The organism is Neisseria mucosa, assembly GCF_013267835.1.
Lineage (GTDB): Bacteria > Pseudomonadota > Gammaproteobacteria > Burkholderiales > Neisseriaceae > Neisseria.
On sequence record NZ_CP053939.1, the window covers coordinates 1,109,937 to 1,135,111 of the forward strand.

A 25,175-nucleotide genomic window follows, 5' to 3' on the forward strand; every position below is an offset into this window, starting at 1 on the left:
ATAACAAAAGGTCGTCTGAATAGTTCAGACGGCCTTTATTCATCCTATTTAAGGACGATGCGGCGCAAACCGCCATTGTCCCAATTCCAAATTCAAATCAAACAGATTCAGACGGCCTATTGCCACGCGGACCAAACGTAAACACGGAAAGCCTGCTTTCGCCGTCATCCTTCGCACTTGGCGGTTTTTCCCTTCCGAAATTTTAATTTCCACCCAAAAATCAGGTACGGATTTGCGCACGCGAATCGGCGGCACGCGCGGCCATAAAACATCCGCTTCGCCCTCTTCCAATACCCTGACCTCGGCCGGACGGGTCACAAAATCGCCCAAATCTACGCCACGGCGCAACAAATCCAATTTGGCTTCATCAGGAGAACCCTCCACCTGCGCCCAATAAGTTTTGACCTGCTTGAATTTCGGGTCGGCAATCTGCGCCTGCAAACGGCCATTATTGGTCAACAGCAGCAAACCCTCACTGTCTGTATCCAAACGTCCGGCCGGATAAAATCCCGGTTTCTCGACAAAATCCTTAAGGCACGGATGTTTTTCATGTGCGGAAAACTGGCAAATCACGCCATAAGGCTTGTTTAGGATAATCAAATCGTTCATTTCACACTTTCAGACGGCCTCAGATTCCAAGCAATCCCGGATAATAAAAAAGACACCGTATAAACGGTGTCTTTCATATTTGGCGGAGTAAGAGGGATTCGAACCCTCGATGCAGGTTGACCCCACATGCTTCCTTAGCAGGGAAGTGCCTTCAGCCTCTCAGCCATTACTCCTAAGGAAGACCGCAATATACGCCCTCTGCCCTCCTTCGTCAAGCATTAGCACCTCAAACTTTCTTAACACCATGAAATCATTTAAATAAAAATATAATATTTTTTGCATCATCCTATTTTTATACGGCTTTCATATATGTTAAAATGATTTTGTTTTCTGTAAACCTTTTTTCACACCCCTTAATTATAAAGGAGTCCGTATGTTACGTTTTTCTGCTTTGGTTGCCGTATCCGCCCTGATGCTTGCCGCTTGCTCACAATCCGGCAATTCTCAACCATCTGCTTCCTCCTCTCAAACTTCTACTCAAAAAACAACTGCCGCCGGTTCTGCCTGCCGCAGCATGGGTGAAGGCCATAAAGTCAATGGCAAAGGTCAAAACGATATTTATATGTGTAAAGTCGATGTAGCTTTGAACTCTGCCGAAGCGAAATCCGCTTTGGATCCCAGCATCCGCGTTCACTACGGCAGCACATCCGGCGCGACTTTGACTTCCCGTCAAATCTCCAACTCAGTCGGCAAAACCCCTGATGAAACCTGCCAACGCGCATTCTTAAGCGCAGTTAAACGCTTCCAAAGCACTGCACATCGCAAAAAAGCCAAATCCGTTCATCTGGTTAGCTACTTTGACAAAGTAACCAAAGGCGGTAACGAGTACGAATGCCACATCGCTACATTCAACAGCCGTGTGGTTTTGAAAGGCAGCTTCCACTAAGCAATGTCAAAAATGCCGGACTTCAAGATGAAGTTTGGCATTTTTCTATTTTATGGATACGACAACCCTTCACTGCCTGCTGGCCGATCCGTCTTTTGCCGCCTGCTACGACCATGCCTCTCTAAACGCAGCCGATTCCCAACGTTTGGCTGCCACGCCGCAACTGGCGCAGCGTCAGGACTGGCAAGTCAGCCGAGCATTAAAACAGCAAACCGATTTACCGACTGTATCACTGAGCCACAGCCAAGGCTTTGCCGCTTTATTGTGTGCGCCTCATCCCTTAACAGCCGGTATCGATATCGAATTTATCCGCCCGCGCGATTTCAAAGCGCTGTCGGCTTTGGTCTGCACGCAGGAAGAGCAAGACTTTTTGGAAACGGCAAACTGGCCGTCTGAAACGTTTTACCGATTGTGGTGTTTCAAAGAAGCCCTGATTAAAGCGGCGAATTTGGATTTCCCGTCAGACATGAAATCGGTCGGCTATGTTTTCGATTCAGGACAACCCGTCGGTTTACGCGCCGGAAAGCAAACCGATTGGCGTGGCACAAGCGCGATTTTGGCGGATACGATGGCACTTGCCTGCGTTTGGCAGGGAAAAGCCGTCGCTCTGCAATGGCAGTTTTTCGGTTCACTCAAGCCCAATGATTTAACCGACCGGCAAACCATCTAATAACTGACAAAATAATAATAATCTGATTTAATTTACTGTACTTTTACTGATTCCACACACCAACAGCAGCATTTGCAAAAGGCCGTCTGAACGATGAATCTTCGCCTCCTAAACCGCCTCTATACTGCCCTTATCCTGTTTCTCACCCTGTTTTTGGTTTATGCCTTTGCTTCACAAGCACGCATCCAAACCGATTTGACCGCGTTGTTGCCGAGCGAGCAGCAACCCGATGCCTTACTGACGGCTGCGGATAAAGCCGCAGAAGCGCAGCTCAATTCGCAAATCATTTTGCTTGCCGGCAGTACCGATGCCGAAACCGCTTTTCAAACGGCCTCTCAAATTGCCGATGCATGGCGCAAGAGCGGCGTATTTGAACAAGTCGACAGCAGCATGACGCCGAATTTGGACAAGGTGCGGGCGGATATGCAGAAACTGGGCTTGGCCGTTTTGCCGCAAGACGAAATCCGCCTGCTGTTTGAGCAGCCGCAAGCCTATTTTCAAGCGCGCGCAGAAGCCGCGGCCAATCCGTTTGCCGCCCCCTCCCCTTTGTCTTTAGAACAAGACTGGCTGGGCTTCGGACGCTTTGTTGCCGACAAAGCCAATCCGCAAAGCCGTTTGCAGTGGGACATGGACAACGGCATGCTGTTTGCCGAAGACCAAGGCAAAACTTGGGTATTTTTACGCGGACGGCTCGCCGGCGGCGATCAATTTTCCGGCAACGATGCCCTCTTGCCGCTGATGGCGCAAAGCCGTCAAATCGCTTCGGAAAACGGCGCAGAAACCTTAAGCGCAGGTGGCGCATTGTTCGCCGCCGTATCCAAAGCAGCTGCAGAAAAAGAAAGCCGGCTGATGAGCATGGTCGGATTGGGGCTGACCTTTGCTCTGCTGTTGTGGGTCTTCCGCAGCGGCCGCGTATTTTTGCTGTCCTTGCCGCTGGCAGCCGGTATGTTGACCGGATTGGCAGTTGCATTATTAACCTTCGGCGAAGTGCATATCCTGACCATCGTCATCGGCACCAGCTTGGTGGGTATGTTGGTGGATTTCCCGTTGCACTGGCTTGCGCCGTCGGTATTCGGGCCGTCTGAAAAGACCGTTTGGCAGGCTGAATCGGCAATAAAACATGTCTTGCCGAGCTTTGTCGTCAGCCTGACGATTACCGTCTTGGGCTACGCGCTGCTGTGGTTCACCCCTTTGCCTGTACTGCGCCAAACCGCCGTATTTTCAGGCTTTGCCTTATTTGGCGCGTTTGGTGCCACCGTTTTATGGCTGCCGCCGCTGTTTCGCCGCTACCGTGCCAAAACCGTGCCTTTTGCCGCATTAACCGAAAAGCTCTATTCCTTGTCAGGCCGTCTGAAAAACCGCCTGCACAAACGCGGCTGGTTAATCGTGGGCGGAATTTTGCTGGCAGTCGGACTGTGGCGCAGCGACTGGCGTGACGACATCCGTCAATGGGTCAATATGCCGACCGCGATGTTGACAGAAGTACAACAAATCGGCCGGTTGAGCGGCACAGATTTTGGCGGCAAATATTTGGTGGCCGAAGCACAAAGCGAAGATGCCCTGTTGAAGAAAACCGCCGAACTCGGCCACGCCCTGCAGCCCTTAATCGCGCAAGGCAAACTTTCCGGCATCCAATCGCCCGACCAATTCATCCTGCCGACAACGGAACAGCAAAAACTGCAAAACCGCCTGCGCGAATTGACCAAGTTGCCTGATAGCTGGAAACCGCTTACCGAAATCGGTATTCCGCGCAAAACCGTGCGCGATGCCCTGCTGCAAGCCGCCGATATGCAACCATTGTCGCTTTCAGACGGCCTGAATACCGATTTGGCAGAAGCTTGGCGTTCCTTGTATTTGGGCGAAGTGGAACCAGGCCGTTTTGCTGCCGTCGTGCGTTTGAACGGCATGGCCGATGAAGCCGCCGTACGCGCCGCAGTGCAACACGTCTCCGGCATACATTGGGCAGACAAACGTGCCCACTTAAACGAGCTTTTCCACCACACGCGCAATCAGGCCGCATGGTTGAAACTGGCTTCCTATGCCTTGGCATGGCTGCTTTTATGGAAAATGTTCGGTTTCAAACGCGGCAGCAAAATCCTTGCCGTGCCGCTGGCCGCGGCCATCTGCACCGTTGCCGTACTCGGTTTGGCCGGCATTCCCGTCAGCCTGTTTGCCATGTTCGGCCTGCTTTTAGTATCCGCCATCGGCGTGGACTATGCCGTCTATGCCGCCACCGCACACCACAGCGCGCCGGCAAAATTAGGCGGCATGCTGCTTGCCGCCGCGACGACTGCCATTTCCTTTGCCCTGCTCGCCATCAGCAGCACGCCCGCCGTTGCCGCGTTCGGCATGACGGTTACCATCGGTGTGGCATTCAATATTTGGCTGGCAGGCACATTGTTGAAAAATTAGACAAAAAAATAAAGACGATTGAAATTAAGGCGATATTTTGTTTCAACTTCTATCGCCAAGCTACAAAAGGCCGTCTGAAAAACTCAGGCGACGGATTAAACATTATTTATCATTAAAATCAAAGGTATTTTAAAATGTCCGTAGAATTTGACGTTGCCGTTATCGGCGCAGGCCCTTCGGGTTCGGTTGCTTCTGCTTTGCTGAACAAACAAGGCTTTAAAGTTTGCGTATTGGAAAAACAACATTTCCCGCGCTTTGTCATCGGCGAAAGCCTGCTGCCGCATTGCATGGAAATGTTGGAAGAAGCCGGTTTTGCCGATGCCGTGCATGCCGAGCCCAGCTTTCAATTTAAAGACGGTGCTGCGTTTTCATGGGGCAGCCGTTACACAGATTTCAACTTTACTGAAAAATTTTCAGACGGCCCCGGCACCATTTATCAAGTGCGCCGCGGCATCTTCGACAAAATCCTGATTGATGAAGCGGCAAAACAAGGCGTCGATGTCCGCTTCGGACACGGCGTAACCGCGTTTGACAACAGCGGCGATGTGGCACGCTTGAGCGTTGCGACCGATACAGGCGAAAACTATGAATTGACCGCCAAATTCATTTTGGATGCCAGCGGTTACGGCCGCGTCCTGCCCCGCCTTTTGGACTTGGAAAGCCCGTCCGAGCTTCCTCCTCGCCAAGCCCACTTCACGCATATCGACGACAACATCACCAGCCCGAAATTCGACCGCAACAAAATCCTGATCAACACGCATCCTGAACATCGCGATGTCTGGATTTGGCTGATTCCTTTCGGCGACAACCGCTGCTCCATCGGCGTTGTCGGCACGCCCGACAAACTGGCCGGCGAATCAGAAGCCGTGTTGAAAAAATTTGTGTACGAATGCCCGATGCTGGCGGAAATTTTAGATAAAGCCGTTTGGGAAAACGACTTCCCGTTCCGCTCTATCCAAGGCTACTCCGCCAACGTGAAAACCTTATACGGCAAACATTTCGCCCTTTTGGGCAACGCCGCCGAATTCCTCGACCCCGTCTTCTCCTCCGGCGTAACCATTGCCCTGCACTCTGCCAAACTGGCTGCCGACTTGTTGGCCAAACAACTCAAAGGCGAAGCCGTCGATTGGCAAACTGAATTTGCCGACCAATTGATGATCGGCGTGAACGCGTTCCGCACTTATGTAAACGGTTGGTACGATTTCCGCTTTCAAAACGCCATCTATGCGCCCAACCGCAGCCCTGAAATCAGCCGCATGATTTCGTCTATTTTGGCAGGCTACGCTTGGGACACGAACAATCCATTCGTGGAAAAATCCGAGCAACGCTTGTCCACACTTGTCGCATTGGTGGGTGATTTGAAGGTAGAATAAGGAAGAATGCCTTTCAGACGGCCGCGCCTAAAAACAGAACAGGCCGTCTGAAAATCTACCCTCATCATTAAATATTTTGACCGATAGATAAAACCTTATGCGATTTATCCCTTTGCTTGCTGCACTGCTACTTTCCGCATGCGCAACCTCGCTCCCTCATCCGCAAACGCTGCCACCGCTTTCCAAAGAAGGCCAATGGTTCAAACTCGAGCAAACCAATGCGGCGGGGCAAACCGTTCAAACCAATCTCTTGGCAGTCGAACCTCATTCAGACGGCATCCGCTTTGTCCAAACCGATGCACTGGGCGCGCCGGTATCGCGTCAATCGGTCAGCACCAAAGGCTGGAAAAATGACGGCTTTGTGATGCCCAATGCCGCTTCGCGCCGACTGTTTGCCGCCCTGTTGCCGCTTTTGGCTGCTGAACACGCCGCCACGCTTTACCCTGAAGCCCGCCAACAAAACGCCACCCATCAAGGCTTCTGCCCTGACGGCAAAGGCGCGGTATTCAGCTACCGCGAGCGTGATTTGTGGTGTGTCGCCCACCATTCCGAACAATTCCTCATCGGCTTCCCCGACCAAACTTTCTGGACGGTCAGCCCGATTGCAGAAGACTAATTCATGAATACTCCTGTTTATCTCAGCCGTCCGGCACTGACCAGCGCATTGGGCAGCGGCTTGCAAGTTCATGCCGAAGCCTTACTCACGCCGTCTGAAAACACGCCCCTGACTTTTTCAGACCAATGGGTAAAAGGCAAAACGCATGCTTTCGGTGCCGTCAAAGAAACCCTGATGCCCCTGCCCGACAACATCCCCGAAGCACACCGCAGCCGCAACAACCAGCTTATCCTGCACGCGCTTTCGCAAATAGACGGACTGATTCAGACGGCCATTGCCCGTTACGGCAAAGAAAGGGTCGCTGTCGTTACCGGTACGTCCACCAGTGGCGCAGACGAAAATATCCCTTTGTTCCAACACGTTGTCCAAGGCGGTGCATGGACGAATGTTCCGTTCAAACAGCTGCAACACACCATGGCTTCGCCCTCCGAATTTATCGCCCAAGTTTACGGTCTGGACGGCTTGCGCTATACCGTTTCCACCGCCTGCACTTCCGGCGCACGCGCCCTCATCAGCGCAGCCCGGCTGCTTCGTGCCGGATTGTGTGATGCCGTGATTTGCGGCGGCGCAGATACGCTTTCTCCGCTGACGATCAATGGTTTTGCCTCTTTGGAAGTGCTTTCAGACGGCATTGCCAAGCCTTTTTCCGCCAACCGCAACGGTATCAATATCGGCGAAGCGGCCGCATTTTTCGTGATGACGCGCGATGCCGATTTTGACGGCGAAATGCAGTTGCTGGGCTACGGTGCAAGCAGCGATGCCTACCATATGTCTTCGCCCCGCCCAGACGGTTTGGGTGCAGCCCAATCCTTTCAGGCTGCTTTGGATAAAGCCGGTTTGAAAGCGGAAGACATCGGCTGGATCAATCTACACGGCACCGGCACGCAGCACAACGACAGCATGGAAAGCCGGGCCGTTGCCGAAGTATTTGGCAGCCACACCCTTTGCACCTCAACCAAGCCGTCCACCGGTCATACTTTGGGTGCAGCCGGTGCAATCGAAGCCGCGTTTGCCTGGTTGATGGTCAACCGCCAATACAATCCGGAAGGCAAACTGCCGCCCCAACAATGGGACAATGTACCCGATTCCGAGCTGCCCAACATCGCTTTGACCGACGGCAACAGCCGCTGGCCGTCTGAAAAACGCATTGCCGCCAGCTCGTCTTTTGCCTTCGGCGGCAGCAATGCCGTTTTGATTATCGGATAAGTCCTTATATTTAGGCTGTCTTTTCAGACGGCCTTTTTCTTTTCCGCAACTTAAAAAACAATAACATCAAAACAACAACCAAATCCGCCGAAATATGCCATAATAGGCTTAGCACATTTCATCTCGCGATGTGCCCGAAAAGAAAAACTTAACCTACATAGAGAATGAACCCATGACTAAATCCACCATTATCTATACCTACACCGACGAAGCTCCTGCATTGGCCACTCAATCCCTGTTGCCGATTGTGCAGGCGTTTACCCGCCACGCCGACATTGATGTCAAAACCAGCGACATTTCTCTCTCCGGCCGTATTTTGGCGGCGTTCCCCGAATACCTGACCGAAGCGCAACGCGTACCCGATGCGCTTGCCGAGTTGGGCGAACTGGTGAAACAACCCGATGCAAACGTAATCAAACTGCCGAACATCAGCGCGTCCGTACCGCAACTGACTGCCGCGATTAAAGAATTGCAGTCTAAAGGCTTTGCCGTCCCCGACTATCCCGCCGACCCGCAAACCGATGAAGAAAAAGCCGTACGCGAACGCTACGACCGCATCAAAGGCAGCGCGGTCAACCCTGTCCTGCGCGAAGGCAACTCCGACCGCCGCGCGCCTAAAGCAGTGAAAAACTTTGCGAAAAAACATCCGCACAGCATGGGCGCATGGACCAAAGATTCCAAAACCCACGTTGCCACCATGCAAAGCGGCGACTTTTTCCATAACGAACAATCCGTTACCGTACCCGATGCGACTTCCGTATCCATCGTGTTCACCGACAAACAAGGCAACAAAAAAGAGCTGCGCGAGCCTGTTGCCCTGAAAGCCGGCGAAATCATCGATGCGACCGTGATGAGCAAAAAAGCCCTGCTCGCCTTCCTTGCCGAACAAGTGAAAGACGCAAAAGCAAAAGGCGTATTGTTCTCGCTGCACATGAAAGCCACAATGATGAAAGTGTCCGACCCGATTATCTTCGGACACGCCGTCAAAGTATTCTTTGCACCTGTATTTGAAAAATTCGGCGACAAATTGGCTGCCGCAGGTGTCAACGTCAACAACGGCTTCGGCAACCTGCTTGCCAATCTGGATAAACTGGATGCGGACACCCGCGCTGCCGTCGAAGCCGAAATCGCCGCCGTTTACGCCGCCAACCCTGATTTGGCCATGGTTGATTCCGACAAAGGCATCACCAACCTGCACGTTCCTAGCGATGTCATCGTCGATGCTTCCATGCCCGCGATGATCCGCAACTCCGGCCGTATGTGGGATAAAGACGGCAAAGCGCAAGATACCAAAGCCGTCATTCCCGACAGCAGCTATGCCGGCGTTTACCAAGCAACCATCGACTTCTGTCGCGAACACGGTGCGTTTGATCCGACAACCATGGGTACCGTTCCTAACGTCGGTCTGATGGCGCAAGCAGCCGAAGAATACGGTTCACACAACAAAACCTTCGAAATCGAAGCCGACGGCCAAGTTCAAGTCATTGATGCAGCAGGTAATGTCCTGATGCAACACAATGTTGAAGCCGGCGACATCTGGCGTATGTGCCAAACCAAAGACGCGCCCGTCAAAGACTGGGTACAACTCGCCGTCAACCGCGCCCGTCTGAGCAATACACCAGCCGTATTCTGGCTCGATGAAAACCGTCCGCACGATAAAAGCCTGCTCGCCAAGGTTAAAACCTACCTTGCCGAACTAGATACCGACGGCCTCGACATCCGCGTCCTCGCGCCTGAAGAAGCCGCTAAATTCAGCTTGGGCCGTCTGAAAAACGGCGAAGACACCATTTCCGTAACCGGCAACGTCCTGCGCGACTACCTGACCGACTTGTTCCCGATTTTGGAACTCGGCACCAGTGCGAAAATGCTGTCCATCGTTCCATTGATGAACGGCGGCGGTATGTTTGAAACCGGCGCGGGCGGCTCCGCACCGAAACACGTCCAACAGTTCCTCGAAGAAAACCACTTGCGCTGGGACTCTTTGGGCGAATTCCTCGCGCTCGCCGTCTCGTTTGAACATCTGGCGCAAAAAACCGGCAACGCCAAAGCCCAAGTCCTCGCCGACACTTTGGATGCCGCCACCGAAAAACTGCTGTTGAACGACAAATCGCCCAAACGCAAAGCAGGCGAACTCGACAACCGCGGCAGCCATTTCTACCTCACCCTCTACTGGGCGCAAGAATTGGCAGCGCAAGACAAAGATGCCGAACTGAAAGCCGCATTTGCACCGTTGGCAGCCGCTTTGACTGCCGACGAAGCCAAAATCGTTGAAGAACTCTCTGCCGTACAAGGCAAAGCGGTCGACATCGGCGGCTACTACGCAGCCAATCCTGAAAAAGCCGCGCAAGCGATGCGTCCGAGCGCAACCTTTAATCAGGCATTGTCAGCCTTATAATTAAAGTAATAAAAGGCCGTCTGAACTTTCAGACGGCCTCAAACCTTATGGAAACACAATGAAAAAAACCATTCTTTCTCTTACTCTCCTCATCAGTGCTCCGGCTTTGTGGGCATTTTCCCCTGCCGAATTGGCACAAACCCTGCAAAAACCGCAAAACGTGCAAGGCAATTTTGTCCAACAACGCCAGCTCAAATCCCTCAGCAAACCCATGACCACCAGCGGCAGCTTTACCCTTGTCCCACAAAAAGGCCTGCTCTGGAAAATGCAAAAACCATTTGAAACCACCCTGCGCGTGCGTTCAGACGGCATCATGCAATGGAACGGCAGCCAATGGGTCAACCCAAATGCCAGCAAGCTCAACGGCCAAAGCCGCCAAATCAAACTTTTCCTCGACCTTTTGGGCGGCAATACTCAAGGTTTGGAAAAACAATTTGATTTGAAATTAAACGGCAACGAAAAAAAATGGACGTTGACCCTGACTCCGAAAACCGCCATTACCCGCCAAATTTTCAACCGTATCGAAATCAACGGCGATACGCTGGTGCGTAAAATCGAATTGGACGAAAAGCAAGGCGACAAAACCACCATGCAGTTCAACCAAATCCAAACCGATAAAGCTCTGGACAGCTTCAGCCGTACCGCCCTGTAATTGTCTATTCCAACAAAAGGCCGTCTGAAAATAGATTTCAGACGGCCTTTTGTATTAATCGGCTGAAGGCTGCTGCCCTTTTCGTTCCGCCTTTCTGGCTTCGCGTATGGCTTTAAGTTCGGCCTCTTTCTGCCTAGCTTTTTTCAGCCAAGCTTCCCATTGGTTTGGCGTTTCCAGCGTGATTCTGCCGATTTTTCCTTCGCGGAAATCGGTCAGTATATTTTCAGCGGCCTTTTGATAATTGATTCGTCCGCCGCTCAAAACCGCTCCGCGTTTTTTGGCAATCCACTCCAACCAAGAAGTATCGTCCCAATGGCTGCTTGGATCTTTGTCGGCTTGATAACGCTCTTGCAACAAAGCCAGATAATGGCGGCGGAGGTAATCCAAAAGCTCAAGCGCCACTTCTTCTTCGTCCAGAGCGTTACGCCCGACTGCACCGCCGGCCGCAAGGTTATAGCCGCCTTCTTCAACGATAATTTTTGGCCACAACATACCGGGGGTATCGTAAAGCCAGAAATCGTCGGCAAGGAAAAGGCGCTGTTCGGCTTTGGTAATACCGGGTTCATTACCGGTTTTGGCAGATTTTTTGCCGATCATGCCGTTAATCAAGGTGGATTTGCCGACGTTGGGAATACCGCAAATCAGAACACGCAACGGCTTCTCGATACCTTGACGATGCGGAATCATGGCGCGGCAGGCTTGGGTAATTTTTCCATGCGCGCCGGTTTCGGAAGAATCCAGCGCAATGGCGCGGGTATCTTGACGGCTGTTGTAGTGTTCGAGCCAAACTTTAGTGCGCTCAGGATCGGCGAGGTCTTGTTTGTTTAAGATTTTCAGTTTGGGCTTGCCTTTGGACAACTGGGCAAGCAAAGGGTTTTCGCTGGAAGCAGGCATACGCGCGTCCAACATCTCAATCACCATATCAACGCTTTTAATGCGTTCGGCAATGGCTTTTTTTGCCTTGTTCATGTGGCCGGGAAACCATTGGATAGCCATGTCTTTTTATTCTTTCTATTCGTATCTGAGGCCGTCTGAACAATCATTGTTTTTCAGACGGCCTCGGTATTGGGATAATCGGTCAATCAGGATTTAGAGGTTGCCATGTTCATAGCTGTAATAACCTGCTTCATCCATACATTGCTCAAACGTTTTGGATGTATTGCCACGTTTGGTTCCATTTTGAGCTTGTGATTTGCAGGTATTGATTTGGCGGGAAACTTCAGCTTCGCTCGCGCCGGTGCGGTGCCAACGGTAAGCTGTTACAGGCTCTGTTGCACAGGCGGTCAAGATAAGCAGGGATAATGCGGTCAGACTGATTTTTTTCATGGTTTCTTCCTTTGAGGCCGTCTGAAACGGCAAGTTAGCGTCCTGCCAAGCTTTGAGCCTGACGGTGGCGGACAAGGAGTTCGTAACGGCCTTTGAGGCGCTCGGCCAGTTTTTCCACAACATAAACGGAGCGGTGCTGACCGCCGGTACAACCGATGGCAATCGTCACATAACTGCGGCTCTCTTGCTGCAGACGCGGCAGCCAGCGGTTTAAGAAATGCTCAATATCATCAACCATTTCTTGAACCAAAGGCTGCTGGTCCAAATAATCTTGAATGGGTTTGTCCATACCGGTAAAGGGGCGCAATTCAGGATCGTAATACGGATTGGGCAGGCTGCGCATGTCAAACATAAAGTCGGCATTATTGGGAACGCCGTATTTGAAACCAAAGGACTCAAGAATAACCAGCAAACCGATGCGTTCAATGTTGAGCCATTGTTGAACGGCATAACGCAGCTGCTGCGCATTCATTTTGGACGTATCGATGCAATATGCAATGTCTTTGAGCGGAAAGAGCCATTCGCGTTCTTTTTGCAGGCTTTCCAACAAGGTCAGATTATGGCCGGACAAAGGATGGCCGCGGCGGGTTTCCGAGAAGCGGCGTACCAACACGCCCTCTTCTGCTTCAATAAAGAGGACTTCGACTTGATGCCCTTCATGACGCAAATATTGGATTTGCTCTTGCGCTTCCTGAATATTGATACCGGAACGGATGTCAACGCTGACACCGAGTTTGGTTTCATCGGCACGTTCGATGTGGAGCGAAACCAACGACGGAAGCATTTCCAAGGGAAGATTATCGACACAGTAATAGCCCAAATCTTCGAGCTGCTTGAGGGCTACGGATTTTCCTGAGCCGGATAAGCCGCTAATCAGGACGATTTTCATGGTTTTGTTCGTTTTCTTTGAGTTGTGTTTGATGGCGTTCGAGGAATTCTTTGGTGCTGTCTTTGCCGCGCAATTGAAGGATGTAATTGCGCACTGCAGCTTCAACCAATACTGCTAAGTTTCGACCGATTGCAACAGGCAGGGTAACGGAACGGACGCTGACGTTGAGGATAGATTCTGTTTCGGTACGGATGCTCAATCGATCGAGTTGTTTCATGTATCCGTCGTCGGCCGGAACCAAATTGATAATCAGCTGGAGGATTTTTTTCGGACGGATGGAGGTTTCGCCAAAAATATGGCGGATATTGAGTATGCCCAAACCGCGTACTTCGAGGAAATCACGCAGCATAGGCGGGCAACGGCCTTCCAGCATTTCCGGGCCGGTGCGGAAGAGTTCGACCGCATCATCGGCAATCAGGCTGTGCCCACGCGAAATCAGCTCCAATGCCAATTCGCTCTTACCCAAGCCGGACTGCCCGGTAATGAGTACGCCCACTTCAAATACATCCAAAAATACGCCGTGCTTGATGGTGGAAGTCGCCAATGTGCGTTGCAGATAAATCCGCAAAACGTCCATCAAGTGCGGGCTTTCCTGTTTGGATGTCAGTAAAGGGATACTGTTGGTATGGCAATAATCGCGCAATTTGGGCGAAACCGGCAGACCGTTGGCGACGATGACCAAAGACATGGGAATGTCGAAAAGCTCGCCGAAATCATAGTTGAGTTCGCCCGATTCCAGACGGCGTAAATATTCGGCTTCGGCTACGCCGACAACTTGAATTTGGTTGGGATGGATAAAGTTTAAGTGGCCGACCAAGGCCAAGACGGGTTTATCGGCTTCGACACCGATACGGTTGTCCGCGCCGGAATTGCCGGCAGCCCAAGCAAGTTCGAGTTTGTGCTGATTGTCGGAAAACAGGCGGCGGACGGATATGCTGGGCATGAATTACTCTTCGGTCAGGAGTGTGCGTACTTCTTCGGCAGAAGTCGCGGCCATCAATGCTTCACGGACGGCTTTTTGAGAGAATCTGCCGGCCAGTTTGGACAAGACTTCCAAATGTTCGCCGGTAGCGTTTTCAGGCACAAGCAGGATAAAAATCAGGGAAACGGGTTTGCCGTCGGGCGCATCAAAGGCGACCGGCTCTTTGGTGCGGATAAACGCACCGGTGGCTTTTTTCACGCATGCGTGACGGCCGTGGGGAATCGCCACCCCCTGCCCCAAACCGGTCGAACCGAGTTTTTCACGGGCAAACAGGCAGTCGAACACGTTGGCATTCGGTAATTCTGCTTCATTCTCCAGCAGCTGTGCGGCCTCTTCAAACAGACGCTTTTTGCTGCTGACTTCCAAATCCAAAACGATATGGGACAAAGGTAAAATTTCGCCGATCAGGCTCATATGTATCTCTTTTAAATGTCGCAAAACAATGGGATTGTACCGATTGTCGGTGCAAATCTCAATCCTGAAGGCGTAATTTACACTCGTCCCGCTAACATTTTCCATGTTGTTTTTGATATTTTTTAACGAGCCGAAAATAATCCAACCATTTGATTATAATTAATTTAAAGTAAAAATTCCATCATTGGCTAAATCGCGGTTTAAATAAAAAGGAGTATGTCCGGCATACTCCTTTTCCCTTTCTTTTCAGACGGCCCCAGCCTCGTTTTTTAAAACAATTTGGACACCAAAAACAACCAAAAATAATGGCAGACCAATCCGCAAAACCATGCCAAGCCGATGCGGTTGTTGGCCAAAAATGTTTGGAAGCACAACTGACGGTCGCGCGTACGGATGGCGGCATATTGTTGGCACTGCCAATACGCGGTTATCGGCAATACCAGCCAATACGGCCAAGTTGCGCCGATTTTGATACCCAACACCGCCATCAATACCGTAAACCAAAAATGGCAAAGCATGGTTGCGCTAATGTCGTGATGGCCAAATGTGATTGCCGAAGTTTTAATGCCGATTTTCAAATCGTCTTCTTTGTCCGCCATGGCATAAATCGTGTCGTAAGCCAGCGTCCATAAGGCATTGGCGGTAAACATCAGCCACGCTTCGGGAGGCACTCGGCCTTGCACGGCGGCAAAGGCCATGGGAATGCCGAACGAAAATGCCAGTCCCAAATAAAACTGCGGCAACGGGAAAAAGCGTTTGGTAAAGGGATATGTGACGGCCAGAAACAAGGCCGGAAGGCTCATCAGCCAAGTAAAGCGGTTGAGCGGCACCAGACACAAGGCCGCCATCAGACACAGCATGACGGTCAAAAGCAACGCTTCGGTTTTGGAAACCAAACCTTTGGCAAACGGGCGGTTTTTGGTGCGCTCTACTGCACCGTCAAAATTGCGGTCGGCAAAGTCGTTCACGACGCAACCTGCGCTGCGCATTAAAAACGTGCCTGCAGTAAAGGCAATAAAAATATCCGCGTCGGGAACGCCTTTAGACGCAATCCACAATGCCCAATAAGTCGGCCACAGCAAAAGCAGGGTGCCGATGGGTTTGTCGATGCGCATCAGTTTGGCGTATATCACCATCCGTCCGACAGCGTAACGCGGTAAAAATTGTAGGAAAAAGCGCCGTATGTTCATTGGTGTAATGTGTCGTTGTATATGTATTGATGCTGAATGAAAGGCATTTTTAGAGCCTTAGCTCTTATTATAATTTATTGCCGTCTGAAATCAAACGAATCTTAATGATTTAATTTGTTGTATTATAACAGAATTATGACAAATCTCGGCAATCGGTTTTCTTTTCAGACGGCCTTATCAGTATAAATCCATTAATTTCAATAAGAAATATTCTGTTAATTCCAATATTTCGCCGTTCCAATCGAAATACGAACGGCGCGCAGTAACAGGCCGTCTGAAAGACGGATGATCGGCATCTTTAAAACGAAGAAACTCAAAATCCGAACGTTTCAATGGCAATGTACCGTCAAACAGACGCTCTCCCAAAGGCTGCGTTCCGCAATCCAATAATTCAGTCCATAGACGGCTATCCGGCCGGCACGCGCTTCTGGCTTGTATCACTGTTTCGCCGTCCAGTTTGAGCAAAACATCGCGCACAAAGATTTCGTCTCCGTTTTCTGCTCCCTTCGTCAAACCCAAATACACCGGCTCGACTGAAAAATCCTTACCTGAAGCGCGCAACGCAGCGGTTAGCGAAGAAACGGTCAGCAAATGTTCGGCCTTAGACGGCAGAAGACTTGAAGCTTCGGCATATGAACAAAGTGTGCCACGCGGTATATCAAACGCCATTTACCACCTCTGTTTTGGCCAACTCCTGCCATTTGGCTTCGGGAAACTCATCTTTCAGACGGCCTTTAAGATATTCCAAGGTATCGCCGGCAACGGTTTCATCTTTGCTGTCGTGAATATGGTTGAAAATCAGGCTGTGCAAGCTGATACCGTATTGTTTGAGCGCGGCGAAGCTGAGCAGGGTATGGTTGATGCTGCCGAGCCGTCCGCTGGTAACGAGAATGACGGGATAAGCCTGTTGCTGAATATAATCAATGGTTAACAGGTTTTCCGTCAGAGGAACCATCAATCCGCCCGCGCCTTCGATCAATACGATTTCGTATTGTGCCGCCAATTGCTGCGTGGCGGTGCGGATTTTGTTCAAGTCCAAAGCCCTGCCGTCCAGACGGGCGGCGAGATGGGGCGAGGCGGGATAGCTGAAGATTTCGGGCATGGTCAGCCGCTGTTTGTCGGCTTCCTGCATGGGTATGCCCATGATGTTGCGGTGGACGGCGATGTCGTCGGCGATGTTTTGGCAACCGGTTTGCACGGGCTTTTGCGTGATCACGTTTTTGCCCTGCTGCAACAATTGTTTTGCCAACATGCCACTGGCGATGGTTTTGCCGATGTCCGTGTCTATGCCGCTGACGAAGTAAACGCCTTTCATTTGCTGTGTTCCTTCAAAATTTGTACGGTTTTGTCGGCAAGTTCGGTCAAGAGGCCGTCTGAAATGATGTAAGGCGGCATGAGGTACACCAGCCTGCCGAACGGGCGCACCCAAATGCCCTGCGCCACGCAGTCCGCTTGAAAACGCGCCATATCCACGCCTTTTTCCAGCTCGATCACGCCGATGGCACCCAAAACGCGCACGTCTTTCACGCCGCGAATGTCCCATGCGGTTTTCAGACGGCCTTTTAAGATGTTTTCAATGCGGCAGATATTTGCCTGCCAATCTTGGGACAAAAGCAGTTTGACCGAAGCACAGGCAACGGCACACGCCAGCGGGTTTGCCATAAATGTCGGGCCGTGCATAAACACGCCCGCTTCGCCGCGCGAAATCGTTTCGGTGACTTTTTGCGAAGTGATTGCCGCCGCCAGCGTCATATAGCCGCCGCTCAAGCCCTTGCCGATACACATAATATCCGGTACGACCTCCGCGTGTTCGCAGGCAAACATCTTGCCCGTGCGCCCGAATCCGGTGGCAATTTCATCAAAAATCAACACGATATCAAATTCGTCGCACAAATCGCGCAAACCGCGAAGATACTGCGGATGATAAAAATACATACCGCCCGCGCCCTGCACGACCGGTTCCAAAATAAAGGCGGCGATATCCGCATGATGCGCTTCAAACAAGGCGCGGACAGGCTGCAAATCCGCCTCGTCCCACTCATCGTCGAAACGGCTTTTCGGATTATTGACAAAATAACGCTGTGGCAGAGCGCTGCCGAAAATATGGTGCATCCCCGTTTCCGGATCGCAGACGGACATCGCGTTCCAAGTATCGCCGTGATACCCGCGCCGCACCGTCGCAATATTCTGCTTCGCGGTCAAACCCCGCGCCTGCTGGTATTGCACTGCCATCTTCAGCGCAACTTCTACCGAAACCGAACCCGAATCCGCATAAAAAATACGGTCCAGCCCCTGCGGCAAAATCCCAACCAATAATTTGCCCAGTTCCACCGCAGGCTCGTGCGTCAAACCGCCGAACATCACATGCGACATCTGTTTAATCTGCGCCTCAACCGCCTGATTCAAAATGGGATGATTATAGCCGTGTATCGCACACCACCAAGACGACATCCCGTCAATCAGCCGCGTACCGTCCGCCAATTCGATATGCACGCCCTCCGCACGGCGCACCGGATAAACAGGCAACGGGTCGGTCATGGACGTATAGGGATGGAGCAGATGGGTGCGGTCGAAATCGAGCAGGGAGGACGGTTCGGACATATTCTTTTTAAAGACAGATTGACAATTTTCGTTATTATATAACATCTTTACCTTTTCAGACGGCACGTCTTCCATATTGCATCAGCGCCAATCCGATTACGGCCGCCAAACAGCCGGCAACCAAGGAAACATGCAATGCCTCGCCCAAAAACCAAGCGGAACACAAAATGCCGAATACCGGCACCAAAGTGATGTACGCCGCCGCGCTGCCTGCGCCCAAAGTCTTCACGCCCTCGAAGTACCACGCATAGCTCAAGACCGTTGCACCGACAGACAAGCCAATCAAAGCAAACCAGCCCCTGCCGTCCATTTCGGCAAGCATACCAAACGGCAGGCCGTCTGAAATCAGCGCAGGCGGCAGCAACATCATTGCACCCAACCAAGCGGTGGCCACGGTAACCGTCAGCGCGTCAATCCCCTGCAACACCGCCCGGCCTATCATCGTATAAGTAACCAAGCAGCAAAGGCTGCAAAACACCAGCACTTCGCCCCACCCTATGCCGCCGCCCGACAAAAATGCCGCAATCTCGCCATGCGTGACCGCCCATATCGAGCCTGCCACTGCCAACAACATGCCCGACACAATCTTGCCGTTGAGTTTTTCGCCAAACAGCAAAGCCGCAAAAAACATCGTCAACACAGGATTGAACGTGACCAACACCGTCGCCCTTGAAGCAGGAATCCGCTGCAAACCCAGCATAGACAACACAGTAAAACCAAATACGCCGAATGCTGCCGCCAATGCCAAACCAAGCCATTGTTTACGCGACAAAACCGCCAAAGTACGCAACCGATACCGTGCAAACAGCCAACCCAAAAGCAAGATCGCCGCCGTCAAAAAGCGCAGCATACCGCCCGTTAAAGGCGGCAGCGCCTGTCCCAACATCCGCCCCATCGGCCAAGATGCGCCCCAAAACGCCGCCATGCCCAATAGTTTTAGATGGATTGCCAAATGTTTCATAATCACAATAAATGGATAACTTGGATAATCGGTTTAGAAAACGTACAAGCGCAGTTTGGAAGGATAAATTTCCTTAGCCGCCGATACTTGATAGAGTTTGCGCGGATAAAATACTACGCTGAATCATTACGGAAACAAAGGCCGTCTGAAAGACTGAAACCCAGCTTTTTCAGACGGCCTTTACTGCTCAATCAATAAGGCTTACAACTCAATGCCTTTGAGTTTTGCCACGGTATTAATGTCTTTATCGCCGCGACCGGAGAGGTTGACCAAAATCACTTGGTCTTTGCTCATTTTCGGCGCATTTTTTACCGCCCAAGCAACGGCGTGGCTGGATTCCAGCGCAGGAATAATGCCCTCGAAACGGCAGAGCAAGTCAAAGGCTTCGAGTGCTTCGTCGTCTTTGGCAACGGTGTATTCCACGCGGTTGATGTCGTTCAAATGGCTGTGTTCCGGGCCGATGCCTGGGTAGTCTAAGCCTGCGGAAACGGAGTGCGTACCCAAGACTTGGCCGTTTTCGTCCTGCATCAAATAGCTGCGGAAACCGTGCAATACGCCGATAGGGGCTTTGCTGGTAATCGGTGCGGCGTGGTCTGGCGTATCCACGCCCAAACCGCCGGCTTCTACGCCGACCAAACGCACGTTTTCTTCTTCGATATAGGGATGGAACAAACCGATGGCATTCGAGCCTCCGCCCACGCAGGCAACGGCAACATCAGGTTGGCGGCCGATGGCTTCCAACATTTGTTCTTTGGCTTCATTGCCGATCACGCATTGGAAATCGCGTACCATTTCGGGATACGGCGCCGGGCCTGCGGCAGTGCCGATGATGTAGAACGTGTCGTCCACGCGGGCCACCCATTCGCGCATGGCTTCGTTCATCGCGTCTTTCAATGTACGGCTGCCGCTGTCGACGCTGACCACGTTCGCACCCAATAATTTCATGCGGAACACGTTGGGCATTTGACGTTGGATGTCGTCCGCACCCATGTACACGTCGCAAGTCATGCCGAAGCGTGCGGCAACGGTGGCGGAAGCCACGCCGTGCTGACCCGCGCCTGTCTCGGCAATCACGCGTTTTTTGCCCATGCGGCGAGCGAGCAATGCCTGACCGATGGTGTTGTTGACTTTGTGTGCGCCGGTGTGGTTCAAATCTTCACGCTTCAGCCAAATTTGTGCGCCGCTCAAATGCTCGGACAATCGCGCGGCATGGTAAACAGGGCTGGGACGGCCGACATAGTGTTTCAAATCATGGCGGAACTCTTCCCAAAATGAAGGATCTTCTTTCGCCGCTTTATAGGCTTCTGCCAATTCTTGCAAAGCAGGAATCAGGGTTTCGGAAACATACAGACCGCCGTGTTCGCCGAAAAAGCCGTTCTCGTCGGGAGCGTGATAATTTTTCATGGGATTTTTCCTTGTTCGTTTTATGGTTTCAGACGGCCTGATTCAGTAAAAGGCCGTCTGAAAGTAAAAATTGTCAGCAATTATAGCCGTTTTCCATTCATCTTGTCGGCAACTAATTGAATAATAATATCAGCAGACAAAATAGGAACAACAGCGTACTGCTCGATGTTGCAAGCAATGCCGCACCCAACGGCGGCGCAATATATTTTTCTTCGTTTTTGTTTCTCAGGCATATTTTTAGTGCCAACATTCCCAGCCACAATGCCAGCAACCAACAACCCAGAAAGTTAAGCACAAGCAAAGCAATAATCAACTCATTGGTATTTATGGTACTTGTGTTCAAAAATATCCAATTAAGGCCGTTAACAGACATAATGACTGCAGATATTTGTATCACATACAAAAGCGTTCCGCCCAATAATATCTTGATATGCCATTGTTTGGCCTTCAGCCACACTGAGACGACATTAAAAAGCCACCACAAAGCCATAAACGTCATTAAAGAGATTTCATAACGGTCCATCGTCCTACTCCTGAAAAACAGTCAATCCAGCCGTTTCAAAAAAAGCCCGATACGCCGCCACTTTTTTCGCCAAACTCAAAGGATAGGCACGCGAAGTCGAAGGCAGGCGCGTCAAGGTCAACTCACGCCCCGCATAGGGAAACGGTACTGTTTCGCCTGTCTTCGGCATTTTCATGCCGCTGCCTTGAATCTCCAACAAAATTTCGGTTGCCTTACCGCCGGTGGTGCAAAGATGGCAGCACTCGGGCATTTGCGCCAATACTGCCGCCAAATCGACGGTTTCTATCACTTTTAAAAACTTATCCGAAGCATTGCCATGTTCGCGTATTGCCTTCAATACGGTCGGACAGGATGCAATGCCCTTCTCACTTAAAAACGCTTTGATTTTATCGGCATCAAACGCCTTTTCGCCCTGCTTTTGAAAATGCGCCGCATCGCCGAAAAACACCAGCCCGTACACGCGCCACATATCGTTTTGAAAATTCGGATAATGAAACTGCATCGCGTGTTTTTCTTCTTTAGGCGGAAACGTCCCCATCATCATGACCGTTGCCTGCGGCGGCAACAAGGCTGCGAAGGGGTGGGACTCAACGATTGGCTCTTGCATATCTGTATTCCGGTTGCTTTGAATTCAAACAAAATTTCAGACGGCCTTTACTGCCTGAATAAACGCCGCCATTTTCTCTCTGCTCTTAACCCCGCCGGAGATTTCCACGCCGCCGGACACATCCACCGCCGCCGCGCCACTGATTTTCACCGCTTCGGCAACGTTTTCCGCAGTCAATCCGCCGGCAAGTATCCACGGTTTGCCGATATTGCCGTGCAACATGGTCCAGTCGAAACTTTGTCCCGTACCGCCGTATTCGGTCGGATGATAGGCATCAAACAACAAGGCGCGGGCATTCGGAAATTTGGCACAGGCCGTCTGAATATCGGCAGCGGACTGTACACGCACGGCCTTCAAATACGGGCGGTCAAACCGACGGCAAAAATCATCGTCTTCATCGCCGTGAAACTGAATCACATCTATCGGCACCTGACGCAAAATCTCACGGATGGCTTGCTCGTTTTCATTCACAAACAAGGCCACTACCGATACAAACGGCGGCAGGTTTTTCACAACCGCCTGTGCCTGCTCAATACTCACAGCCCGTTTACTCTTGGCGTAAAACACCAGCCCGATGGCATCCGCACCCAATTCGGCCGCAGCCAGCGCGTCTTCAGGTCGGGTAATACCGCAAATTTTGGTGCGTATGGTGTTCATGGCGATGGCCTTTTTAAACAGATGGGGCGGATATTATATAGTTAACAAACACAAAGTTTAAGGCCGTCTGAACATGAAATATCAAGTTCAGACGGCCTTAAACTTCAAAACAACCATCAGCCGATAATATTGGCGGCCGTCAGCTGCGCAGCGTCTTCGTTGTAGAAGCGCAAGAACTCTGTGCTGCCTTAGGCTCTGCTTGATATACAGAATATCATACCGATAATTACTAATAACTTTGTAATTATTTTTCTCTTTTCTATTTGCCTATTATTTAATCAAATTTAGTTTATTCTTTATTATCAATAATTAAACCAAACTATCCACAATTGGATTCACACAAAATTTGGATAATGCCCGTCAATAATAAAAAAATATCAAGGCCGTCTGAAAAAGTCTTTCAGACGGCCTGTTATCCTTTTTACTCAAACGGTTTCTTCTGCCAATAAAACTTATCCTTTTTTAGGCGGCCTCGGAACACATCATCTTGCCCCAAAACAAACACCAATGCGCCTGACAAATCTGTTCTCAACAAAGTAATGCCGTGCGCACGGACACGATTTTGTACGGCAATGGTCGGATGTTTGTAGGCATTGGCATAGCCGCTGGATGCCACGGCATATTGCGGCGAAACCGTATGCAGAAAGCTGCCTGACGAAGCCGTGCTGCTGCCGTGATGTCCCAATACCAACACTTGGCTATACAACGCATTGCCGTATTTCTCAATCAAACCGGCCTCGCCCTTCACGCCCAAATCGCCGGTTATCAACAAGGCTTGGCCGTTTGCCACGACACGCAATACGCAGCTTTGATCGTTATCTTCCTTACCCGTATTTTCAGACGGCCTGAGCAACTCGAAATCTACGCCGTCCCATTGCCATTTGTCTTCTTGGCAAAACTCTGCATTCGGATAAAACTCAGGTTGTCCGGCAAGCAATTTATCGGTACCAACAGCCGCTACACTTTGAAAACCGCCGTCATGGTCAATATCATGGTGCGACAAAATCAAGCTGTCCAAACGGCGCACACCCATCGCGTTCAAACTCGGCACAATACCTGTTTGCGCCACTTGCTCCGTTCCCGTATCAAACAAAAGATTGCGGTTGCGCGTTTGTATCAACACCGACAAACCTTGCCCCGCATCCATCACCGTAACTCTTGCCACCCCCTCCTCCAACTTGGCAGGATGGTAAAACACAAAACCCAATAAAACCAAACATGCCCAAGGTTTCAAGCCCATTCCTTTAGGCAGCAATAACAGCAAAGCCGCCATCATCGCCAACACCAGCAAAGGCACGGGCGTCGCTGCAACGGCAAATTCAGGCGATACCGTAGCCAGCCATACCAAACCGCGTAAAGTATATTCCGCCAAAAATGCCGCTACCAACTGGACAGGTTCAAACGGAAAAACTGAACCCAGCAAAGCCAACGGCGTCAACACCCAAGAAAACCAAGGAATAGCCAGCGCATTAACCAAGGGACTGAGCAAAGGTAACGAAGCAAACAAATAGCCCAGCAATACCACCGACAATACCGTCGCCGCCCATTGTCCCCGTACAGCCAAACGCCAGCCCGACTCTTTCAGACGGCCTGATGAAACCCAAATCAAAGCAGCAACCAAGCCGAAAGACAACCACGTTCCCACACCCAATACGGCCAACGGGTCCAACAACAAAACAACGGCCAAAACCTGCCACCATGCCGCCCAACCCGAGCCGCTACTGCCGCGCCACCATGCCCACGCAAACGAAGCCAACATCAACACACTGCGTTGCGTCGGTACGGAAAAACCGGCCAAAAGCGCATAAAACAAAGCCCCGGCAACACCGCCGGCCAATATCCACACACGCGGTTTCGCCGGAATCCACGGCAAGTAACGGAAAACCCGCTTGATCAGCCAGGCAAACAATACCGCCACCATCGTTACATGCAAGCCCGAAATACTGACCAAGTGCGTCAGCCCCAAAGGACGGAATGCCTGCCACAAAGGCGGCCGTAACGCCGATTGCTCACCAATACTCAAAGCACGCATCAACCCTATGCCGTCTGAAAACTCAGGATATTTGTCCGCCGTTCCCTGCCAACTTCGGCTTACCGCATCACGTATATTAGCCAAACCGAAAGCACCGCCTTGCCGCACAAGTTTCCTATCGCGCCCCAAAGTACCCATGCCGTCGATACCATTGGCCAAAGCCCATGTTTCACGGTTCAAACCGCGCACATTCACTTCACCGATTACCGGCCTTACCCGCGCCGACACAGACCACCGACTGCCCACCGTCCAATCGCGCCGCTGATAATCTGACAACATCAAATCAAAAGCCTGACCACGCTCATCCCAAGCCCTTGCCGCAAACTGCACGCGCCGACCATCATCACGCGGCATATCCGCCACTTCAACCGTTAAAACTTTAGCCGCCACCTCCCCTACAGGCCATTGATCGGCCAAAACCAGCCCGGTCCGCCACACACCAAACGCCATGCCCATGCAGACGGCCAGCGCCAACCAAGCCACAGCAAATCTTCGACACAACGCAAGCGCACCCATCATTACAGACAACCAAGCCCACCATGGCGGCACAAACGGCAACGCAAACGAAAGCACTACCCCAACCACCCAAGCAGGCAACACAAACCGCCACGCCATGAACGTTTCCCTTAAATTATGATTATTAGATATGTAATAATAAATGCTTTTAGTAGATTATGACAAATGTCGATTAACCGTTATCAGATAAAAGATATGCTTAAATTATTTCAAAGCCGATAGACGCAAAAAAGCGCAATCTGAAACAGATTGCG

The 25,175-nt window shown here is 51.2% G+C and carries 24 protein-coding genes and 1 tRNA gene; 8 read left to right on the plus strand and 17 right to left on the minus strand.

Translation table 11 applies throughout. From position 1 onward, the window contains the following. Positions 1 to 48: 48 nt before the first annotated feature. Together FOC66_RS05230 and FOC66_RS05235 are read right to left on the minus strand one after the other, a co-directional pair. The gene (locus FOC66_RS05230; protein WP_003747348.1) at positions 49 to 609 is read right to left on the minus strand and encodes a pseudouridine synthase; all 561 of its coding nucleotides are present in this window, start codon (positions 607 to 609) and stop codon (positions 49 to 51) included. Between the two features lie 80 nt (positions 610 to 689). Further along, positions 690 to 782, minus strand: a tRNA-Ser gene (locus tag FOC66_RS05235). 200 nt (positions 783 to 982) lie between these two features. Between FOC66_RS05235 and FOC66_RS05240 the strand changes: the two genes are divergently transcribed. From FOC66_RS05240 to FOC66_RS05275, 8 genes are all read left to right on the plus strand, one after another. After that, on the plus strand, positions 983 to 1,495 hold the full coding sequence (locus FOC66_RS05240) for a hypothetical protein (RefSeq protein WP_003747350.1): 513 nt from the start codon (positions 983 to 985) through the stop codon (positions 1,493 to 1,495). Between the two features lie 52 nt (positions 1,496 to 1,547). Beyond that, positions 1,548 to 2,165, plus strand: a complete 618-nt coding sequence (locus tag FOC66_RS05245; RefSeq protein WP_003747351.1) for a 4'-phosphopantetheinyl transferase family protein — start codon at positions 1,548 to 1,550, stop codon at positions 2,163 to 2,165. Between the two features lie 93 nt (positions 2,166 to 2,258). Further along, complete coding sequence (locus tag FOC66_RS05250; RefSeq protein WP_003747353.1) at positions 2,259 to 4,577, plus strand: MMPL family transporter; 2,319 nt, start codon at positions 2,259 to 2,261, stop codon at positions 4,575 to 4,577. 134 nt (positions 4,578 to 4,711) lie between these two features. Beyond that, positions 4,712 to 5,950: an NAD(P)/FAD-dependent oxidoreductase gene (locus tag FOC66_RS05255; RefSeq protein WP_003747355.1), complete on the plus strand. Its 1,239-nt coding sequence runs from the start codon at positions 4,712 to 4,714 to the stop codon at positions 5,948 to 5,950. A 97-nt stretch (positions 5,951 to 6,047) separates the two neighbouring features. Then, complete coding sequence (locus FOC66_RS05260) at positions 6,048 to 6,566, plus strand: hypothetical protein (protein ID WP_003747357.1); 519 nt, start codon at positions 6,048 to 6,050, stop codon at positions 6,564 to 6,566. A gap of 3 nt (positions 6,567 to 6,569) precedes the next feature. Then, the gene (locus FOC66_RS05265) at positions 6,570 to 7,772 is read left to right on the plus strand and encodes a beta-ketoacyl-ACP synthase (RefSeq protein ID WP_003747360.1); all 1,203 of its coding nucleotides are present in this window, start codon (positions 6,570 to 6,572) and stop codon (positions 7,770 to 7,772) included. 172 nt (positions 7,773 to 7,944) lie between these two features. After that, the gene (locus FOC66_RS05270) at positions 7,945 to 10,167 is read left to right on the plus strand and encodes an NADP-dependent isocitrate dehydrogenase (protein ID WP_003747362.1); all 2,223 of its coding nucleotides are present in this window, start codon (positions 7,945 to 7,947) and stop codon (positions 10,165 to 10,167) included. Between the two features lie 58 nt (positions 10,168 to 10,225). Beyond that, the gene (locus tag FOC66_RS05275; RefSeq protein ID WP_003747363.1) at positions 10,226 to 10,819 is read left to right on the plus strand and encodes a LolA family protein; all 594 of its coding nucleotides are present in this window, start codon (positions 10,226 to 10,228) and stop codon (positions 10,817 to 10,819) included. A gap of 54 nt (positions 10,820 to 10,873) precedes the next feature. Here the strand turns inward: FOC66_RS05275 and ylqF are convergent, their stop codons facing one another. The 15 genes from ylqF to FOC66_RS05350 all read right to left on the minus strand — a co-directional run bounded on the left by ylqF (position 10,874) and on the right by FOC66_RS05350 (position 25,020). Then, positions 10,874 to 11,815, minus strand: a complete 942-nt coding sequence (gene ylqF, locus FOC66_RS05280) for a ribosome biogenesis GTPase YlqF (RefSeq protein WP_003747365.1) — start codon at positions 11,813 to 11,815, stop codon at positions 10,874 to 10,876. A 93-nt stretch (positions 11,816 to 11,908) separates the two neighbouring features. Next, positions 11,909 to 12,145 carry a protocatechuate 3,4-dioxygenase gene (locus FOC66_RS05285; RefSeq protein WP_036493731.1) on the minus strand — a complete coding sequence of 79 codons (237 nt, stop codon included), beginning with the start codon at positions 12,143 to 12,145 and terminating at the stop codon, positions 11,909 to 11,911. Between the two features lie 34 nt (positions 12,146 to 12,179). Further along, complete coding sequence (rapZ, locus tag FOC66_RS05290) at positions 12,180 to 13,034, minus strand: RNase adapter RapZ (RefSeq protein WP_003747370.1); 855 nt, start codon at positions 13,032 to 13,034, stop codon at positions 12,180 to 12,182. Further along, entirely contained in the window at positions 13,015 to 13,977 is a 963-nt protein-coding gene (hprK, locus tag FOC66_RS05295) for an HPr(Ser) kinase/phosphatase (protein ID WP_003747372.1), read from the minus strand. The genes rapZ and hprK overlap by 20 nt, the downstream gene beginning before the upstream one ends. Before the next feature lie 3 nt (positions 13,978 to 13,980). Beyond that, positions 13,981 to 14,430, minus strand: coding sequence for a PTS IIA-like nitrogen regulatory protein PtsN (gene ptsN / locus FOC66_RS05300; protein ID WP_003747374.1), 450 nt, complete (start codon positions 14,428 to 14,430; stop codon positions 13,981 to 13,983). 269 nt (positions 14,431 to 14,699) lie between these two features. Beyond that, positions 14,700 to 15,566, minus strand: coding sequence for a 4-hydroxybenzoate octaprenyltransferase (gene ubiA, locus FOC66_RS05305; RefSeq protein WP_410505885.1), 867 nt, complete (start codon positions 15,564 to 15,566; stop codon positions 14,700 to 14,702). Between the two features lie 231 nt (positions 15,567 to 15,797). Beyond that, entirely contained in the window at positions 15,798 to 16,289 is a 492-nt protein-coding gene (locus FOC66_RS05310) for a chorismate--pyruvate lyase family protein (protein ID WP_003747379.1), read from the minus strand. Then, positions 16,279 to 16,935, minus strand: a complete 657-nt coding sequence (gene bioD, locus FOC66_RS05315) for a dethiobiotin synthase (RefSeq protein ID WP_003747381.1) — start codon at positions 16,933 to 16,935, stop codon at positions 16,279 to 16,281. Before bioD ends, FOC66_RS05310 begins: the two co-directional genes overlap by 11 nt. Next, complete coding sequence (gene bioA / locus FOC66_RS05320) at positions 16,932 to 18,221, minus strand: adenosylmethionine--8-amino-7-oxononanoate transaminase (RefSeq protein ID WP_003747383.1); 1,290 nt, start codon at positions 18,219 to 18,221, stop codon at positions 16,932 to 16,934. The genes bioD and bioA overlap by 4 nt, the downstream gene beginning before the upstream one ends. Positions 18,222 to 18,276: 55 nt before the next feature. Then, complete coding sequence (locus FOC66_RS05325; RefSeq protein WP_003747385.1) at positions 18,277 to 19,182, minus strand: DMT family transporter; 906 nt, start codon at positions 19,180 to 19,182, stop codon at positions 18,277 to 18,279. 201 nt (positions 19,183 to 19,383) lie between these two features. Then, positions 19,384 to 20,586 carry a tryptophan synthase subunit beta gene (gene trpB, locus FOC66_RS05330; RefSeq protein ID WP_003747387.1) on the minus strand — a complete coding sequence of 401 codons (1,203 nt, stop codon included), beginning with the start codon at positions 20,584 to 20,586 and terminating at the stop codon, positions 19,384 to 19,386. Positions 20,587 to 20,698: 112 nt separating this feature from the next. Then, on the minus strand, positions 20,699 to 21,109 hold the full coding sequence (locus FOC66_RS05335) for a hypothetical protein (RefSeq protein WP_003747389.1): 411 nt from the start codon (positions 21,107 to 21,109) through the stop codon (positions 20,699 to 20,701). A gap of 4 nt (positions 21,110 to 21,113) precedes the next feature. After that, positions 21,114 to 21,716: a hypothetical protein gene (locus FOC66_RS05340; protein ID WP_003747391.1), complete on the minus strand. Its 603-nt coding sequence runs from the start codon at positions 21,714 to 21,716 to the stop codon at positions 21,114 to 21,116. Between the two features lie 36 nt (positions 21,717 to 21,752). Beyond that, complete coding sequence (locus tag FOC66_RS05345) at positions 21,753 to 22,373, minus strand: phosphoribosylanthranilate isomerase (protein WP_003747392.1); 621 nt, start codon at positions 22,371 to 22,373, stop codon at positions 21,753 to 21,755. A gap of 421 nt (positions 22,374 to 22,794) precedes the next feature. Further along, the gene (locus tag FOC66_RS05350) at positions 22,795 to 25,020 is read right to left on the minus strand and encodes a DNA internalization-related competence protein ComEC/Rec2 (protein WP_003747394.1); all 2,226 of its coding nucleotides are present in this window, start codon (positions 25,018 to 25,020) and stop codon (positions 22,795 to 22,797) included. Between the last annotated feature and the right edge of the window lie 155 nt (positions 25,021 to 25,175).

Excerpts from the sequence above, each read along its gene's own strand:
- FOC66_RS05345 (WP_003747392.1), bottom strand. The coding sequence starts at position 22,373 with ATGAACACCATACGCACCAAAATTTGCGGTATTACCCGACCTGAAGAC.
- FOC66_RS05275 (WP_003747363.1), top strand. The coding sequence starts at position 10,226 with ATGAAAAAAACCATTCTTTCTCTTACTCTCCTCATCAGTGCTCCGGCT.
- trpB (WP_003747387.1), bottom strand. The coding sequence starts at position 20,586 with ATGAAAAATTATCACGCTCCCGACGAGAACGGCTTTTTCGGCGAACAC.
- hprK (WP_003747372.1), bottom strand. The coding sequence starts at position 13,977 with ATGCCCAGCATATCCGTCCGCCGCCTGTTTTCCGACAATCAGCACAAA.
- FOC66_RS05310 (WP_003747379.1), bottom strand. The coding sequence starts at position 16,289 with ATGGCGTTTGATATACCGCGTGGCACACTTTGTTCATATGCCGAAGCT.
- bioA (WP_003747383.1), bottom strand. The coding sequence starts at position 18,221 with ATGTCCGAACCGTCCTCCCTGCTCGATTTCGACCGCACCCATCTGCTC.
- FOC66_RS05230 (WP_003747348.1), bottom strand. The coding sequence starts at position 609 with ATGAACGATTTGATTATCCTAAACAAGCCTTATGGCGTGATTTGCCAG.
- FOC66_RS05265 (WP_003747360.1), top strand. The coding sequence starts at position 6,570 with ATGAATACTCCTGTTTATCTCAGCCGTCCGGCACTGACCAGCGCATTG.
- FOC66_RS05350 (WP_003747394.1), bottom strand. The coding sequence starts at position 25,020 with ATGGCGTGGCGGTTTGTGTTGCCTGCTTGGGTGGTTGGGGTAGTGCTT.
- ptsN (WP_003747374.1), bottom strand. The coding sequence starts at position 14,430 with ATGAGCCTGATCGGCGAAATTTTACCTTTGTCCCATATCGTTTTGGAT.
- FOC66_RS05285 (WP_036493731.1), bottom strand. The coding sequence starts at position 12,145 with ATGAAAAAAATCAGTCTGACCGCATTATCCCTGCTTATCTTGACCGCC.
- FOC66_RS05335 (WP_003747389.1), bottom strand. The coding sequence starts at position 21,109 with ATGGACCGTTATGAAATCTCTTTAATGACGTTTATGGCTTTGTGGTGG.
- FOC66_RS05260 (WP_003747357.1), top strand. The coding sequence starts at position 6,048 with ATGCGATTTATCCCTTTGCTTGCTGCACTGCTACTTTCCGCATGCGCA.
- FOC66_RS05245 (WP_003747351.1), top strand. The coding sequence starts at position 1,548 with ATGGATACGACAACCCTTCACTGCCTGCTGGCCGATCCGTCTTTTGCC.
- FOC66_RS05255 (WP_003747355.1), top strand. The coding sequence starts at position 4,712 with ATGTCCGTAGAATTTGACGTTGCCGTTATCGGCGCAGGCCCTTCGGGT.
- ylqF (WP_003747365.1), bottom strand. The coding sequence starts at position 11,815 with ATGGCTATCCAATGGTTTCCCGGCCACATGAACAAGGCAAAAAAAGCC.
- ubiA (WP_410505885.1), bottom strand. The coding sequence starts at position 15,566 with ATGGTGATATACGCCAAACTGATGCGCATCGACAAACCCATCGGCACC.
- FOC66_RS05270 (WP_003747362.1), top strand. The coding sequence starts at position 7,945 with ATGACTAAATCCACCATTATCTATACCTACACCGACGAAGCTCCTGCA.
- FOC66_RS05250 (WP_003747353.1), top strand. The coding sequence starts at position 2,259 with ATGAATCTTCGCCTCCTAAACCGCCTCTATACTGCCCTTATCCTGTTT.
- rapZ (WP_003747370.1), bottom strand. The coding sequence starts at position 13,034 with ATGAAAATCGTCCTGATTAGCGGCTTATCCGGCTCAGGAAAATCCGTA.
- FOC66_RS05340 (WP_003747391.1), bottom strand. The coding sequence starts at position 21,716 with ATGCAAGAGCCAATCGTTGAGTCCCACCCCTTCGCAGCCTTGTTGCCG.
- FOC66_RS05325 (WP_003747385.1), bottom strand. The coding sequence starts at position 19,182 with ATGAAACATTTGGCAATCCATCTAAAACTATTGGGCATGGCGGCGTTT.
- FOC66_RS05240 (WP_003747350.1), top strand. The coding sequence starts at position 983 with ATGTTACGTTTTTCTGCTTTGGTTGCCGTATCCGCCCTGATGCTTGCC.
- bioD (WP_003747381.1), bottom strand. The coding sequence starts at position 16,935 with ATGAAAGGCGTTTACTTCGTCAGCGGCATAGACACGGACATCGGCAAA.